Origin of the sequence: Delftia sp. CH05 (genome assembly GCF_009827015.1) — a bacterium.
Lineage (GTDB): Bacteria > Pseudomonadota > Gammaproteobacteria > Burkholderiales > Burkholderiaceae_C > Comamonas > Comamonas tsuruhatensis.
The window spans coordinates 1-14,689 of the sequence record NZ_WUMG01000004.1 but is presented as its reverse complement, the minus strand read 5'-3'; the positions used below and the strand labels follow the sequence as shown (position 1 = coordinate 14,689).

12 protein-coding genes are annotated in these 14,689 nt (G+C 67.6%); 5 read left to right on the top strand and 7 right to left on the bottom strand.

Annotated elements, in window-relative coordinates; genetic code table 11:
* Positions 1-93: 93 nt before the first annotated feature.
* The 3 genes from GRX31_RS05145 to GRX31_RS05135 form a co-directional block, all read right to left on the bottom strand.
* Positions 94-1,092, bottom strand: coding sequence for a Bug family tripartite tricarboxylate transporter substrate binding protein (locus GRX31_RS05145; RefSeq protein ID WP_016447652.1), 999 nt, complete (start codon positions 1,090-1,092; stop codon positions 94-96).
* Between the two features lie 131 nt (positions 1,093-1,223).
* On the bottom strand, positions 1,224-2,207 hold the full coding sequence (xerD, locus tag GRX31_RS05140) for a site-specific tyrosine recombinase XerD (RefSeq protein WP_061287430.1): 984 nt from the start codon (positions 2,205-2,207) through the stop codon (positions 1,224-1,226).
* Between the two features lie 77 nt (positions 2,208-2,284).
* Entirely contained in the window at positions 2,285-3,247 is a 963-nt protein-coding gene (locus tag GRX31_RS05135; protein ID WP_016447654.1) for a tripartite tricarboxylate transporter substrate binding protein BugE, read from the bottom strand.
* A gap of 327 nt (positions 3,248-3,574) precedes the next feature.
* On the opposite strand from GRX31_RS05135, the gene GRX31_RS05130 reads away from it, so the two are divergent.
* Positions 3,575-4,483, top strand: coding sequence for an AEC family transporter (locus tag GRX31_RS05130; protein ID WP_047219406.1), 909 nt, complete (start codon positions 3,575-3,577; stop codon positions 4,481-4,483).
* A gap of 21 nt (positions 4,484-4,504) precedes the next feature.
* On the opposite strand, the gene GRX31_RS05125 is transcribed toward GRX31_RS05130, so the two are convergent.
* Positions 4,505-5,398: a LysR family transcriptional regulator gene (locus GRX31_RS05125; RefSeq protein ID WP_016447656.1), complete on the bottom strand. Its 894-nt coding sequence runs from the start codon at positions 5,396-5,398 to the stop codon at positions 4,505-4,507.
* Positions 5,399-5,629: 231 nt separating this feature from the next.
* Between GRX31_RS05125 and GRX31_RS05120 the strand changes: the two genes are divergently transcribed.
* A complete protein-coding gene (locus GRX31_RS05120) occupies positions 5,630-7,018 on the top strand; it encodes a sodium:solute symporter (RefSeq protein WP_016447657.1) in 1,389 nt (462 codons plus the stop codon).
* Between the two features lie 14 nt (positions 7,019-7,032).
* Positions 7,033-8,103, top strand: a complete 1,071-nt coding sequence (gene speB, locus GRX31_RS05115) for an agmatinase (RefSeq protein ID WP_160851766.1) — start codon at positions 7,033-7,035, stop codon at positions 8,101-8,103.
* On the opposite strand, the gene GRX31_RS05110 is transcribed toward speB, so the two are convergent.
* The 3 genes from GRX31_RS05110 to queG form a co-directional block, all read right to left on the bottom strand.
* Positions 8,100-9,125, bottom strand: a complete 1,026-nt coding sequence (locus GRX31_RS05110; protein ID WP_202396492.1) for a helix-turn-helix transcriptional regulator — start codon at positions 9,123-9,125, stop codon at positions 8,100-8,102. The two genes, speB and GRX31_RS05110, sit on opposite strands and share 4 nt — an antisense overlap.
* 224 nt (positions 9,126-9,349) lie before the next feature.
* Positions 9,350-12,385: a diguanylate cyclase gene (locus GRX31_RS05105; protein WP_026062127.1), complete on the bottom strand. Its 3,036-nt coding sequence runs from the start codon at positions 12,383-12,385 to the stop codon at positions 9,350-9,352.
* 114 nt (positions 12,386-12,499) lie between these two features.
* Positions 12,500-13,555, bottom strand: a complete 1,056-nt coding sequence (gene queG, locus GRX31_RS05100) for a tRNA epoxyqueuosine(34) reductase QueG (protein ID WP_160851764.1) — start codon at positions 13,553-13,555, stop codon at positions 12,500-12,502.
* A 12-nt stretch (positions 13,556-13,567) separates the two neighbouring features.
* Between queG and tsaE the strand changes: the two genes are divergently transcribed.
* On the top strand, positions 13,568-14,095 hold the full coding sequence (gene tsaE, locus GRX31_RS05095) for a tRNA (adenosine(37)-N6)-threonylcarbamoyltransferase complex ATPase subunit type 1 TsaE (RefSeq protein WP_070080931.1): 528 nt from the start codon (positions 13,568-13,570) through the stop codon (positions 14,093-14,095).
* On the top strand, positions 14,092-14,689 hold a 598-nt coding region (locus GRX31_RS05090), incomplete at its 3' end, for an AMIN domain-containing protein (protein WP_160851762.1). The genes tsaE and GRX31_RS05090, both read left to right, overlap by 4 nt.

Sequence of the window (14,689 nt, the reverse complement as noted above, 5' to 3'; positions counted from 1 at the left end):
GGCCCCGCACATCCGGCACCAAAGACAAAGGGCTTGCGGCCATGACGGCTGCAAGCCCTTTTTGCATGGGCGCCGGTGGCGCCCTGCGCTCCATCAATTGAGCTTGATGCCGGCTGCGCGAATGATGCGCGCGTTGGACTGGGACTCGGCCTCGATCTGGCGTGCAAAGTCCTCGGCCTTGCCGCCCATGGCCACGTTGTCGGTGGCCTCCAGCTTGGCGCGCATGTCCGGCTGGGCCAGTACCTGGTTGATCTCGGCATTGAGCTTTTGCAGCACGGGCGCAGGCGTTCCAGCGGGCGCGAAGATGCCGAACACCGAGGTCATGTTGGCGCTCTTGTAGCCCAGTTCGGCCAGCGTGGGAACGCCGGGCAGCGACTCCAGGCGCTGGGGTGCGCCCACGGCCAGGGCCTTGAACTTGCCCGCCTTGATGTGCTGCAAAACGGCCGGGCCGGCATTGGTGGACAGCACTTCGAACTGCGCGCTCAGGCCGTCATTGAGCTGCTGCCCGCCGCCCTTGTAGGGAATGTGCGTGATCCGGACCTGCGAGGCATGCATGATCTGCTCGAGCATGATGTGGCCCAGCGAGGCCAGGCCGGCCGTGGCCCAGCGCACTTCGCCGGGCTGCGCCTTGGCCTGGGCCACCAGCGCATTGAAGTCGGCCGCCGTGGAGCGGGCCGTGCCCAGCAGCAGCACGGGCGAGTACATCACGCTGGTCACGGGCACCAGGTCGCGCTGCGGATCGAACAGGGGCTTGCCCAGATGCGGGCTCAGCGTCAGCGGGCTGATGGAGGAAAAGCCCAGCGTGTAGCCATCGGGTGCGGCCTTGGCCACCAGGTCCAGGCCGATGGCGCCGCCGGCGCCGGCCTTGTTGTCCACCACCACGGGCTGGCCCAGGCGGGCGGCCAGCTTCTCGCCCAGGGCGCGGGCCACCACATCGCTGACGCCGCCGGCCGGGTAGGAAACCACCACGCGGATGGGCCGGCTGGGCCAGGCCGCATCGGCAGCCGACGCGGACATCGGCAGGGCCGCGGCAGCCACCGTCGCCGCCAGCATGGAAGTCACCAGCACATGCCGGCGCAGGAAATCAGTCATCGAGAACTCCGCAGAAACACATCGAACACGACGGTGATTGTTGTGCAAAGCACATATCCCCGAGGCGGGCTTTGCCACTTCGACGGTTTCAACGCCGGAAATAGGCAATCCGGCGAACCGACCACATCCAATCAACCACGCGGATGGTGCAAAGCGTGCAGCGCCTTGAGCCGCTCGCGCGCCACATGGGTGTAGATGGTGGTGGTGGAGATATCGGCATGGCCCAGCAGCATCTGCACCACGCGCAGGTCTGCGCCATGGTTGAGCAGGTGGGTGGCGAAGGCATGGCGCAGCGTGTGCGGCGACAGCGGTGCCGTGACACCCGCAACCTGCGCGCAGCGCTTGACGATGACCCAGAACATCACGCGGCTCATCGCAGCCCCGCGCTGGGTCACGAAGACCGCATCGCTGCGCTGCCCGCCCAGGATGGCACCGCGCGCCGTGGCCAGATAGCGCTCCAGCCACCAATGTGCCTCCTGGCCGAAAGGCACCAGTCTTTCCTTTTGCCCCTTGCCGGTCACGCGCAGCACGCCCGAGCGCAGATCGATGCCATGCATCGGCAGATCCACCAGCTCGCTCACGCGCAGGCCGCTGGCGTACATCAGCTCCAGCATGGCGCGGTCACGCAGGCCCAGCGGCGTATCGACATCGGGCGCCTTGAGCAGCGCCTCCACCTGAGCCTGCGTCAGCGTATGCGGCACGCGCGGCGGCTGCCGTGCCGCCAGCATGCGCACCGTGGGATCGGCCGCAATGCGCTGCTCGCGCAGCGCCCAGTGGTAGTAGCGGCGCAGCACCGTCAACCGCCGGTTGGAAGAACTGGCCTTGGTCTGCTCCACGCGCACCGCGAAATAGCCCTGCAGTTCCAGCTCGCCCGCCGCATCCAGCGCCAGCGGCGGCCGCTGGTGCGCCAGCCACCGCCCCCAGGCCGTCAGATCGCGGCGGTAGGCCGCCAGCGTATTGCGCGACAGCCCGTCTTCCAGCAGCAAAGCATCCATGAACAGGTCCAGCGCATCCAGGCTGGCCGGCAGCGGCGCGGGCCAGGATGCAGGATCGGCAGCAGGTTCGGCTTCGGCAACCGAGGGGGACACGATGGAAGCGGCAGGCACTTGGGACATCCCATCAAGCCTACAACGAAAAAAACCCGAGGTCCGCAAGGAGCCTCGGGTTCTGATCCAACCGCTCTGGGCGGTGCTTACTCCAGCGTGAGTTTTTGCTGGGCAACCACCTTCTTGTAGGTCTCGTACTCTTCCTTGATCTGCTTGGCGAACTCTTCAGGCGAGTTGCCGATGACCAGGGAGCCCGTGTCCTCGATGCGCTTGCGCACGGCCGGGTCCTGCAGCACCTTGCGCACGGCGGCGTTGATCTTGTCCACCACATCCTTGGGCATGTTCTTGGGGCCCAGGATGCCGTAGTAGGCCATGCGGTTCACCGGCTCCAGGCCCACTTCCTTGAAGGTGGGCACATTGGGCAGCACGGCCAGGCGCTGGGGCGCGGCCACCACGATGGGCACCAGGCGGTTGTCCTTGATGAACGGCAGGGCCGAGGGCAGGTTGTCCAGCACCATGGGCACCTGGCCCGCCACCACGTCGTTGAGCGCAGGGCCCGCGCCGCGGTAGGGGATGTGGGTGACGAAGGTGTTGGTCAGGCTCTTGTACAGCTCCATCAGCATGTGCTGGATGCCGCCCGTGCCCGAGGACGCATAGGAGTACTTGCCCTGGGACTTCTTGAGTTCGGCCTCGAAGCTCTTGTAGTCCTTGGCGGGGAACTTGGGGTTCACCGCAATCACGTTGGGCGTGGCCGCCACGTTGATGATGGGCGTGAAGTCCGTCAGCGTGTTGTACGAGATCTTGGGGTTGATCGCGGGGTTGGTCGCCGTGGTCGAGACCGTGGCGATGCCCAGGCTGTAGCCATCGGGCTGCGAGCGCGCGGTTTCCATGGCGCCGATGACGCCACCGCCGCCGCCGCGGTTGTCCACCACCACGGGCTGGCCCAGTTCCTTGGTCAGGGGTTCGGCGATCACGCGGGCGATGATGTCGGTCGTGCCACCGGGGGCGAAGGGCACCACCAGCTTGATCGGCTTGGTGGGGTAGGCCTGGGCCAGGGCTCCGGTGCTTGCGAGGACCAGGGTCAGTCCCATCCAGCTGCGACGATTCATACAGGATCTCCTTTTGGGGGTCGTGTTGACGAAGAGGTTTTCATGGACATCCGCAAGGCCGTGCCTGCGGATGGATGGTCTGCGAAATGAAGGCTCGCAAACGCTGCCACGGAACAGCCATAGTGGGGCCTGGAGCCCGCTGCGCGCTTGACGGTCGTCAGGACCTGCGCTTTCGGATCGGCTGTGTGGACCCCAGCGATGCTAAGGCCCGGGGCCCGGTTGTCACAGTTTGTCGCAGCACTGATTTCCCGGTGTTTACCCCTAGCCTCGCGCCATGGTTTCTCGGGAGACGCGGCGACTGCGGGGTTGCGCTTATGCTCAGCCCCCGTGAACTACGCCGTGCTGCTCTTCCCCGATTTTTCGCTCATCGTGCTTGGCTACGTGCTGTGCCGCTTCACACAGCTCAATCGCACGGTCTGGCAGGCGGTGGAGGCGCTGGTGTACTACCTGCTGTTTCCGGTGCTGCTGTTCCACTCCATCGTCAAGAGCCCGGTGGACTGGGGTGCCACCTCCCACTTGCTGGCCGCTGGCGTGTGTGCGGCCCTGGTCGGCATCGGCCTGGCCTACAGCCTGCCCTGGTGGCCCGGCCTGCGCGGCCGCATCGATGTGCGCGAGCATGCCGGCGCCGTGCAGGTGGCGTTTCGCTTCAACTCCTTCATCGGCCTGGCGCTGGCCAGCCGGCTGGCGGGGCCTGAGGGCCTGCTGTTCATCTCGGTGCTGATCGGCGTGAGCGTGCCGCTGTGCAATATCGCGGCCGTCTGGCCCATGGCGCGCGGCAGCAACCAGCACTTCCTGGGGCAACTGGTGCGCAATCCGCTGATCGTGGGCACGCTGTCGGGCCTGGTGTTCAGCGCGCTGGGGCTGAAGCTGCCCGCGCTGCTCGAGCCGTCAGTCTCCCGCATAGGCGCAGCCTCCATCGCGCTGGGCCTGATGTCGGCCGGCGCCGGCATGCAGTTCGGCGCGCTGGCCGCCGGCAAGCTGCTGGCCGTGTGCCTGCTGGCCGTGCGGCATCTGGTGCAGCCGCTGATCGCCTATGCCATGGTGCGGGCATTTGGCCTCAGCGGTGCGCAGGCGCTGATCCTCATGGCCTTCTCGGCCCTGCCCACCGCATCGTCGTGCTATGTGCTGGCCGCGCGCATGGGCTACAACGGCTCGTATGTGGCGGGGCTGGTCACGCTGTCCACGCTGCTGGGCGTGCTCAGCCTGCCGTTTGCGCTGAGCCTGCTGCAGTTCTGATGCCGCTGTGCCGCGGCGCCCCTACAGCACGGCACGCATGTCGTCCGTGAAGGCGGCCGTGATGTCGTCCTGGCGTGCGCGCTTCCTGGCCACCATGGTGATGTCCACGTCATAGCTGAAGAGGGATTCGTCCAGCGCGTGCAGCAGGCCGGCAGCCACATAGGGCGCCGCGTAGTGCTCGGGCAGGTAGCCCAGGTGGGCGCCTGACAGGATGAGGATGGCGGCCGCCTCCATGTTGTCCGCCTCCGAGGTGACATGGCGCGGGCGCCCCGTCAGCGGCGCCTGCGGCAGTGGATAGGTGCGCCAGGTCCAGTCGGCTTCGCCCGCCTCCTGCGCGCCGATGCGGCCCGCGCGCGCGGCAAAGGGATGGCTGGCGCTGCAATAGGCCACCTGCCTTTCGCTGAACAGCCGCGTGTATTCCAGCGCCGGGGCGCGGTGCAGGAAATAGCCCACGGCGACCTGCAGCTCATCGCGCAGCAGCATTTCCTCCAGCTCGCGCGGCCCGCGCACCAGCACCGACAGGCGCACGGCCTCGTCGCGCTGGCGAAAGCGCTGTATGGCCCGCCCCATCAACGCGTTGTATTCCGTGGGTGCATTGCCGATCAGGCCGATGGCCAGGCTGCCGACCAGTTGCCTATGCATGTTGCGCGCCTGCGCGCTGAATCCTTCCAGGCCCTGCAGCGCAGCGCGGGCCAGGTCGACGAAGCGCCGGCCCTTGGCCGTCAGGCGAAAGCCGCCGCGCCCGCGCTCGCACAGGCTGAACCCCAGGCGTGTCTCCAGCGTGGACAGCTGGCTGCTGAGCGTGGACTGCCCCACGCCAAGAATGGCCTGCGCAGCCGATACACCGCCCGCGTCGACGATGGCCAGAAAAACGCGCAGCAGCCGCAGGTCGAGATCTGAAACGGTATGGAGCATGGGGTTTTCACTCGGCAAAGATCGATGTTCATCGATGTTTGTAGATGGAACTTGAAATGGATGCAAGCCCGGCTGCTGTCTAGCATTCACGGCTGTTGCGGCGCGCTTCGGTTCACCGAAGCACGCCGCCAGCGCAGAACAAGAGGGGCGGTCCGTGACATTCACTTGCGTGAATACCGCTGTTTCAGAAGGACCCTGCACACGGGGTCGGAACAAAAGGGGAGAGAGACCATGGTGCTTGATATCTCGGTGGTAGTGATCTACGCGGCAGCCATGCTGCTGCTGGGCTGGTACGGCATGCGCCGCGCGAAGACGCAGGAGGATTTTCTCGTGGCGGGCCGCAACCTCGGGCCGGGCCTGTACATGGGCACCATGGCTGCCACGGTGATCGGCGGGGCCAGCACGGTGGGCACGGTACGCCTGGGCTACGTGTACGGCATCTCGGGCTTGTGGCTGTGCGCGGCTCTGGGTGCGGGCCTGCTGGTGCTGAACCTGTTCCTGGCCAAGCCCCTGCTCAGGCTGCGCATCTGCACCGTGACCCAGGTGCTGGAGCGGCGCTACAGCGCCCGCACCCAGCAGGCCAGCGCACTGGTGATGCTGGCCTATGCGCTGATGCTGGCGGCCACGTCGGTGATCGCCATCGGCACCGTGATGCAGGTGCTGTTCGACCTGCCTCTGTGGATCTCCATCCTGGTGGGCGGTGGCGTCGTGGTCATCTACTCGGCCGTGGGCGGCATGTGGTCGCTGACGCTGACGGACATCGTGCAGTTCGTGATCAAGACCGCGGGCCTGATGCTGATCCTGCTGCCCATCTGCCTGTACCGCGTGGGCGGCTGGGACCAGCTGGTTGCACGGCTGCCTGCGTCCAGCTTCGATGTCACATACATCGGCTGGGACACCATCGCCACCTACTTCGTCATCTATTTCTTCGGAATCATGATCGGCCAGGACGTGTGGCAGCGCGTGTTCACGGCCCGCAGCGAACGCGTGGCCGCCGTGGCGGGCAGCCTCGCCGGCCTGTACTGCGTGGTCTACGGGCTGGTCGGCGCCCTGGTGGGCATGGCGGCGCGGGTGCTGCTGCCGGAACTGGACAATCCCAACAACGCCTTTGCCGCCATCGTGCAGGCCAGCCTGCCGGACGGCGTCCGCGGCCTGGTGATCGCTGCCGCGCTGGCCGCCATGATGTCCACCGCCAGCGCGGCCATGCTGGCGGGCTCCACCGTGCTGGCCGAAGACCTCGTGCCCCTGCTGCGGCAAGGCAAGCCGCTGGCCGATGTGCGCTGGCACCGGCTGCTGACGCTGCTGGTGGGCCTTGCCGTGCTGGGCATCGCCCTGGTGGTGGACGACGTGCTCAATGCCCTGACCACCGCCTACAACCTGCTCGTGGGCGGCATGCTGGTGCCGCTGATCGGCGCCATCTACTGGCGCCGCGCCACCACGGCCGGCGCCATTGCCAGCATGCTGCTGGGCTGCGCCACGGCAGTGGTCTTCATGGTCCGCGACGGATTGGCCGCCAACACGCCGATCTACGCCAGCCTGGCCATGAGCACGGCCAGTTTCATCCTCATCAGCCTGGCGCAGCGCTCGCAGCAGCGCTCCCTGTCGGGCATCCAATCCTGAACCAAGGGACACCCATGACCCTCTTTACTGCAGACAGGCTGGCCGCGCTGCGTGCGCGCTTCGGCGGAGACAACGAGTCCGTCATCCACGATCCGCATTTCCGCACCGTGGCCGCTCACATCATCGACGCCAGCGGCACGCGCAGCGCACCCTACGCAGGCATTCCCACGCTGCTAGATGCCCCCATGCACCCCATGGACTGGAGCCGCCCGGACTTCGGCGAACTGCAGGCCGCGCTGATCGGCGTGCCCATGGACCTGGGCATCAGCAACCGCAGCGGCTGCCGCTTCGGGCCCAGGGCGCTGCGCGCGATAGAGCGCGTGGGCCCCTACAACCATGTACTCAGATCCGCGCCCACGCGCGAGCTGCGCGTGGCGGACATCGGCGACGTGCCGCTGTCCAGCCGCTACAGCCTGGAGCAGTCGCACCGCGACATAGAGTCGGCCTACGCGAAGATCCATGCGGCCGGCGTGATTCCGCTGTCTGCGGGCGGAGACCACTCCATCACCCTGCCCATACTGCGCGCGCTGGGCCGCGACCGGCCACTGGCCCTGGTCCACTTCGATGCCCACTGCGATACTGGCGGCCCCTTCGACGGCAGCCGCTTCCACCACGGCGGCCCCTTTCGCCAGGCCGTGCTGGATGGCGTGCTCGACCCCACGCGGACCATACAGATCGGCATACGCGGCGCGGCCGAATATCTCTGGGAGTTCTCCTACGAGTCGGGCATGACGGTGATCCACGCAGAGGACCTTCCCGCCCTGGGCGTGGACGGCGTCATTGCCCGTGCACGCGAGGTGGTGGGCGATGCGCCCGTCTACGTCTCCTTCGACGTCGACTGCCTGGACCCGGCCTTTGCGCCCGGCACGGGCACGCCCGAGGTGGGAGGCCTGACGGTGCGCGAAGCCCAGGCCATGGTGCGCGGCCTGGCCGGCATCCACATCGTGGGCGGTGACGTGGTCGAGGTCTCGCCCGCCTACGACGCCACCACCAACACCGCCCATGCGGGAGCGCAGATGCTGTTCGAAATCCTCAGCCTGATCTGCGCACGCCACGCCGACCGAGGCGCCGCAAGCCCTGTCTAGGTGCCCGCCCCGTCCCCGTGCCAGGTGGACGACCCCATGCCCTCCACCCCCGCCTCACGCAGCAGCTCCAGCGGCGTGCTGCCGTAGCGTGCCCTGAAGCGCCGGGAAAAATGCGCGAGCGAGTTGAAGCCACAGCGCTGCGAGATTTCCGTGACGCCCAGCGTTCCCGGCTTCGCTGCGCGCAGCAGCGCATGGGCGCGCTCCAGTCGATAGTCCATGAGTTCGGCGCTGAGGCTGGTGCCTTCGCGCGACAGCCGCGATTGCAGCGAGCGCACGGAAAGTCCCAGCCTCGATGCCACGCGCTCCGGCCCCAGCGCCGGGTCCGGATATTGGCGGGCGATCAATTGGCGCACCCGGCACAACAGCACGTGCATGGGCGCGTCAGGCCGGGCTGCAGCCCTTTCGGCCCCGGCCTGCAGCACGGTCTTCAAGGTGTTGATGACCAGATCGGACAGCTGCGCGGACTCGCCCTCGGGCAGGGGAGCCTGCCATGCATGGATCAGTTGCATCTGCTGGACGAGCAGCTGCAACGACGCGCAGTCAGGCAGGCTGCGTGCCAGCAGTTGCGAAGCCATGCCTGCGCACGAATCGATCAGCGCCAGCGGCACGGCCAGCACGAGCAGGTCCACGGCTTCGTCCTGCCAGATGCGGTAGCCGCACCGCTCGTCCAGCAGGAACAGTTGGCCGGGCTGCGCATGCGACTCGCCGCCCGCAACCGCCGCGCCCGGCCCATCGAGCGCAGACACCCGGGCGCGACCCTTGAGGTAGAGCAGGCACAGCAGGCTGGCCGGGCTCGCGCGCTGGCAACCCGCCTGCAGGCGCTGCATGCCGTGGCCCGCCGCCATCTGGATGCGGTTGAACACCACCGCGCCCACGCCACGCGATGTGAGCACGGCCTCGAAGCGCTCGGGCCGCGCCACCAGGGGCGTGTGCGGCATCTGCGCCTCACGGCTGGCATCGCTCCAGAATTGCGCTCGCCCCAGGGGGGCGACATGCATCGTGGACCACCGGTTGTATGTCATACATTCCTCGCCCGGCGCGCAGCGCGCGGCCTGTTTTTGTGAGGGGCTGTGCGGGGAAGTCGATCGCGCCCCGGGGACTCGGGCAGACGGACCGACGACAGGGCCACGCGGCAGCATGAACCCTGGATTTTCGGGATTCCGGCGCCATCAGGCCATTGGACCATTCTGAAAATCGGCAGTCGACCGGGATGAATTCCTAGGCCGTTGCGCCGAAGCGGCCCGGATCACCGCGCGATGGCTGGCAGCCGCTCGCTCCACAGCGTGGACTGGTTGCGGCCATTGCGCTTGGAGTAGTACAGCGCCGCATCGGCCCGCTCCAGGCAGCCCTGGGCCGATGCATCGCTGCGCTGCAGCTCGTACACGCCCAGGCTGATGGTGATGTGCAGGTCTCCGGCCTTGCCCGCATCGATGGCCTGCCCGGCAATGGCTTCGCGCAGGCTTTCGGCGCGCCGCAGGCCCACCTCCGCATTGGTGTCGGACAGCAGCACGGCGAACTCCTCGCCGCCCAGCCGGCCCACCATGTCTTCCCTGCGCATCTCCTGCGCCACCGAGGCCAGCAGTTCCTTGAGCACGATGTCGCCCACCGCGTGGCCGTAGCCGTCGTTCACCTGCTTGAAGTGGTCTATGTCCAGCATGATCAGCGTGGAATGCGCGACCAGGCCGCTGCGCAGATGGTCCAGCTCCATCGCCAGCCGCTCCAGGAAGGCGCGGCGATTGGGAATGCCCGTCAGCGCATCGGTCAGCGCCAGCGTTTCCAGCTGGGATTCGCGCTGCTGCCTCTCCGTCGCATCGTGGAAGACCCAGCAATGGCCGATGGAGCGGTCGCCGTCGCGCAGCTGCATGCCCTCGATCTCCACATAGTGGCCATCGGGCAGCGCATGCAGGGAGCGGCCGGCCACGGGCCCTGCGCTGAGCACGTCCGCCACCGACGCCGGCAGCAGCTGGATCAGCGCCGGCATGCCCAGCCCCACAAGGGCGGCAGGCGCCATGTCCAGTTGCAGGGCAGCGGCCAGCATGCGGTTGGCCGCCAGCACCTGGCGGCCCTGCGCGTCGGTGACCAGGATGCCTGCGGGAAAGCGGTCGATGATGGCCTCCAGCCGGTGCTGGGTCTCGGCCAGCGCGGTCTCGGCGCGCCGGCGCGCATCGGTGTCGATCATGGTCCAGATGACGCGGCCATCGTCCTCGTCGGGGTCCAGCAGCGAGCCCTGCATGTCGAACCAGTGGTCCGAGCCCGACGGCATGCGCAGAATCCATTCCGTGCGCACCGTGCCGCGTGCGTTGAGCTGCCCGTACAGCTGGCCGAAGCGTTCGAAACTCTCGTCGCTGACATGCAGCGAGCGCAGGTTCACGCCACCGGGCAGCCGCTCCGTCTCGATCTGGAAGGTCTGCGCCGCGCGCTCGTTGGCATAGAGGATTTCGCGCTGGGGACCGGCCATCACGATGAGGGCGCTGCCCCGGTCCAGCAAGGCCTTGATCAGGCGGGACTGCTCCACGCGCTGCTGTATGTCGGTGTGCGTGCCCAGCATGCGCACGGGCTTGCCGTCGGCATCGCGCTGGGTGATCTCGCCGCGCGACTCCACCCACAGCCAGCTGTCGGCCGAGCCGCGCAGCCGCATCTCCACACGGAAGTCGGCACCGGCCTCGGCATGGCGCTGCAGCCGCGCCAGCACGCGCGCCCTGTCCGAGGGATGGACCATCGCGCAGAAGGCGTCGTAGTTCATGGGGAACTGGCCTGGCTCGAAGCCCAGCATCTGGTAGCAGCGCGCATCCCACTCCACATGGCCGCTGCGGCAGTCCCACTCCCACAGGCCGTCACGCACGGCGCCCACCGTCAGGCGCAGGCGCTCCTCGCTGTGGCGTATGGATTCCTGTATGGCCTGGTCCTGCGTGACGTCGTGCACATAGCCATGCCACAGCAGCGAGCCGTCTTCCTCCTGCTGCGGCCGGGCGTGGCCGTGCAGCCAGCGCAGCTCGCCTCCAGGCCCGTAGACGCGGTATTTGTGCTCCCAGACATCCTTGCGCCCCACGCTGTCCTGCACCGAGGTCGCCAGGGCGGGCAGATCCTCGGGGTGCACGCGCTTGAGCAGTTCATGGTCGGCGAAACGCACGGCGTCGGCCCTTGCGCCATGCAGCTCGAAGAACCCCGGGCTGGTGAAGGGAAACTGGAACTGGCCATCCGCGCCGATGCGGAACTGGAACAGCCCCCCGGGCACCTCCTGCGCCAGCCGCGCGAAGCGCCGCTCGCCCTGCAGCCGCATGCGCTCGCTGAGCTGGCGCTGGCGCGCCAGCCACAGCGTCAGCAGTACGGCCAGCAGCAGCACCGCCGTGCCTATGCCATTGCGCAGCAGGCCGCGCTCCAGCGATTCCTCCAGCGATTCGAAGATGGCCTTCTTGTCCAGCCCTGCGCTGACGATCAGCGGATAGCCCTCCACCCTGCTCCAGGCATACATGCGCAGCACGCCATCGACCGAGGACTCGGCCTCGTAGGTGCCGCGCTCCATGGCCGGCGCGAACTGTGACACGCGCACATCGGAGACCGAACGCCCCATCACCTCGTCCTGTCCCTGAGAGCGCGCCAGATAGACACCGTCGGTGCGCAGCAGCAAGATCACGTCCTTGGCGCCATCGAAGATGGACTGGAAATACCCCGAGATGTAGTCGGGCGACAGCGACAGCACCAGCACGCCCGAGAAGCGCCCCTGGCGGTACAGCGCGCGGCTCAGCTGTATGGTCCATTTATGGGAGACGCGCCCCTGCACGGGCCGGCCGATGAACATCCCCATGGTCTCGCGGTTGGCATGGACCTGGAAATGCTCCCGGTCGCGGATCGAGACCTTGGCGGCCCGGGTCTGCGCATCCTGCTGCAGATTGGAGTAGACGATGTCCCCGCTCTCGTCGGCCACGGCGATCTGCAGGAAGGTGCCGGCCGGATAGGCATCGAAGGTGGTCTGCACGGCATGCTGAAAGACGTCGGCCTCGCCATCGGCAAAGTCGGACTCCAGGCCGCGCATGGTGTAGTCCAGGCCGGACAGCAGGGTCTGCACCTGCACCGAAACCGCATGCGACATCTGCCCCACGCGCAGCCAGGACTGGGCTTCGGTGAAGTTTCGCTGCGTGCGATGGCTGTCCACCAGCACCGTCCAGTACGCCACCGTGGCCAGCAGCACGCAGCACAGGCCTACCCAGACGGCCACGGCGGTCTGGGTGAGAGGTTCGGCGTTCAGCAGACGGAAAGGCTTTGCGCGCATATCGAACACCATGTTGAGTCACACAGACCCCGCGCCCTCAGGGGCGGTGGCCCGCAACAGGCCGCCGGGGAGCCCTCAGACTGAGCGCAACAATTGTTTCACACACCAGCGCCCCGGCTTATCAGCTCAATCCGATCTTTGCGACAGTGCCCAGGCCACATGCTCGCGCACCAGGGCGTCGGGATGTTCGGCGCGGCTGGCCAGCGCCAGGCGCAGTGCCGTATCGCCGGTTTCACGCCAGGCGTTTCCCAGCGCCACGGCCACGTTGCGCAGCCAGCGCGCATGGCCTATGCGCCGGATGGGACTGCCTTCGGTCAGGCGCAGGAAGGTCGCCTCGTCCCAGGCGAAGAAGTGCACCAGCTGCCCGCCAGCCAGGATCTCGCGCGCATCGAAATCAGGCAGGCGGCTGGGCTGGGCAAACTTGTTCCAGGGGCAGGCCAGCTGGCAGTCGTCGCAGCCGTAGATGCGATTGGCAATCAGCGGCCGCAACTCCTCGGGAATGGCGCCCGCATGCTCGATGGTCAGGTAGGAGATGCAGCGCCGCGCATCCACCCGGTGCGGCGCCACGATGGCGCCCGTGGGGCAGGCCGTGATGCAGGCCGCGCAGCTGCCGCAGTGCGCGGTCACCGGCGCCGTGGGCTCCAGCGCCAGGTCCACATAGATCTCGCCCAGGAAGAACATGGAGCCTGCCTCGCGGTTGAGCACCAGCGTGTGCTTGCCACGCCAGCCCTGGCCGCTGCGCCGGGCCAGCTCGGCCTCCAGCACGGGAGCGGAATCGGTGAAGGCGCGGTGGCCGAAGGGGCCGACCTCCTGGGCGATGCGCTCTGCCAGCTTCTGCAGCCGGTTGCGCAGCACCTTGTGGTAGTCACGGCCCCGGGCATAGACGGAGACGATGCCCTCGGCGGGCCGCTGCAGCCTCTCCCACTCCATGGCCTGCCAGGCGCCGGGCGCGTCGGCGGGCGTGTCGCGCGGCAGGTAGTCCATGCGGGCCGTGATCACGCTCACGGTGCCTGGCACCAGCTCGGCAGGCCGCGCGCGGCGCAGTCCGTGGGCCTGCATATAGTCCATCTCGCCATGGAACCCCTGGGCCAGCCACTGCATCAAACCCGGCTCCGCAGACGACAAATCCACGCCAGCCACGCCAATTTGGGAAAATCCCAGTTCGCGGGCCCAGCCTTGCATCAAAGGAACCAATTGACTGCTGCACAACATACTCCCTCGATTGTAGAAAGCGCCCGGCCGCAGGATGCGGAAACTGCGGGCCATCGCTGGATGTGGGGCAGCGAGGAAGACACGCAGCGGTTTGCGCAGCAGCTCGCGGACCATCCGGCGCTGCGCAATGCCTACGTCACGCTGCACGGCGACCTGGGCGCCGGCAAGACCACGCTGGTGCGGCACTGGCTGCGCGCACTGGGCGTGCAGGGCCGCATCAAAAGCCCCACCTATGCCGTGGTGGAGCCGCACGAGGCGCCGGGCCTGTCCATCTGGCATTTCGACTTCTACCGCTTCGACGATCCGCGCGAGTGGGAGGATGCAGGATTTCGCGATATTTTCGCCAGCCCCGGTCTCAAGCTGGCAGAATGGCCCGAAAAGGCCGCAGCGCTTACGCCTGCGGCAGATATAGCTATTCATATCGAAGCAATCGACGAGACGCAGCGCCAGGTGAGCCTGATCGCCGGCACGCCCGTCGGACGCGCCGTGATCGAAGCACTCAAGGCATGAGCGACGCCCAATCCTTCTCCTATCCGTCCGGCCTGTCGCGCCGCAACCTGCTGCAGGCGGGCTCCATCGTGCTGCTGCTGGGCCGCCAGCACATTGCGCACGGCGCCACCATCGTGGCCGTGCGCGTCTGGCCTGCGCCAGAGTACACGCGCGTGACCATCGAGTCCGACCGGCCGCTGGCTGCCAAGCAGTTCTTCGTGGACCAGCCGCCTCGGCTGGCCGTGGACATCGAAGGCATCGACCTCAATCCCGCGCTGCGTGAGCTGGTCGCCAAGGTGCGCTCCGACGACCCCAACATCGCATCCATCCGCGTGGGCCAGAACTCGCCCAGCGTGGTGCGCCTGGTGATCGATCTCAAGCAGCCCGCCAAGCCCCAGGTCTTCACCCTGCAGCCGGTGGCGGCCTACAAGCACCGGCTGGTGTTCGACCTGTACCCGGCCAAGGCCGTGGACCCGCTGGAGGCGCTGATCAGCGAGCGTCTGCGTGATGCCTCCGGCGACGACACCGCCGTGGCGGCGGCACCTCCACCACCTCCTGCACCCGCAATGCCCCGCCCCCCAGGCGCCGCGGCGCCTGGGGGGCGGGGCATTGCGG

Excerpts from the sequence above, each read along its gene's own strand:
- GRX31_RS05145 (WP_016447652.1), bottom strand. The coding sequence starts at position 1,092 with ATGACTGATTTCCTGCGCCGGCATGTGCTGGTGACTTCCATGCTGGCG.
- xerD (WP_061287430.1), bottom strand. The coding sequence starts at position 2,207 with ATGTCCCAAGTGCCTGCCGCTTCCATCGTGTCCCCCTCGGTTGCCGAA.
- GRX31_RS05135 (WP_016447654.1), bottom strand. The coding sequence starts at position 3,247 with ATGAATCGTCGCAGCTGGATGGGACTGACCCTGGTCCTCGCAAGCACC.
- GRX31_RS05125 (WP_016447656.1), bottom strand. The coding sequence starts at position 5,398 with ATGCTCCATACCGTTTCAGATCTCGACCTGCGGCTGCTGCGCGTTTTT.
- GRX31_RS05120 (WP_016447657.1), top strand. The coding sequence starts at position 5,630 with ATGGTGCTTGATATCTCGGTGGTAGTGATCTACGCGGCAGCCATGCTG.
- speB (WP_160851766.1), top strand. The coding sequence starts at position 7,033 with ATGACCCTCTTTACTGCAGACAGGCTGGCCGCGCTGCGTGCGCGCTTC.
- GRX31_RS05110 (WP_202396492.1), bottom strand. The coding sequence starts at position 9,125 with ATGACATACAACCGGTGGTCCACGATGCATGTCGCCCCCCTGGGGCGA.
- GRX31_RS05105 (WP_026062127.1), bottom strand. The coding sequence starts at position 12,385 with ATGGTGTTCGATATGCGCGCAAAGCCTTTCCGTCTGCTGAACGCCGAA.
- queG (WP_160851764.1), bottom strand. The coding sequence starts at position 13,555 with ATGCAAGGCTGGGCCCGCGAACTGGGATTTTCCCAAATTGGCGTGGCT.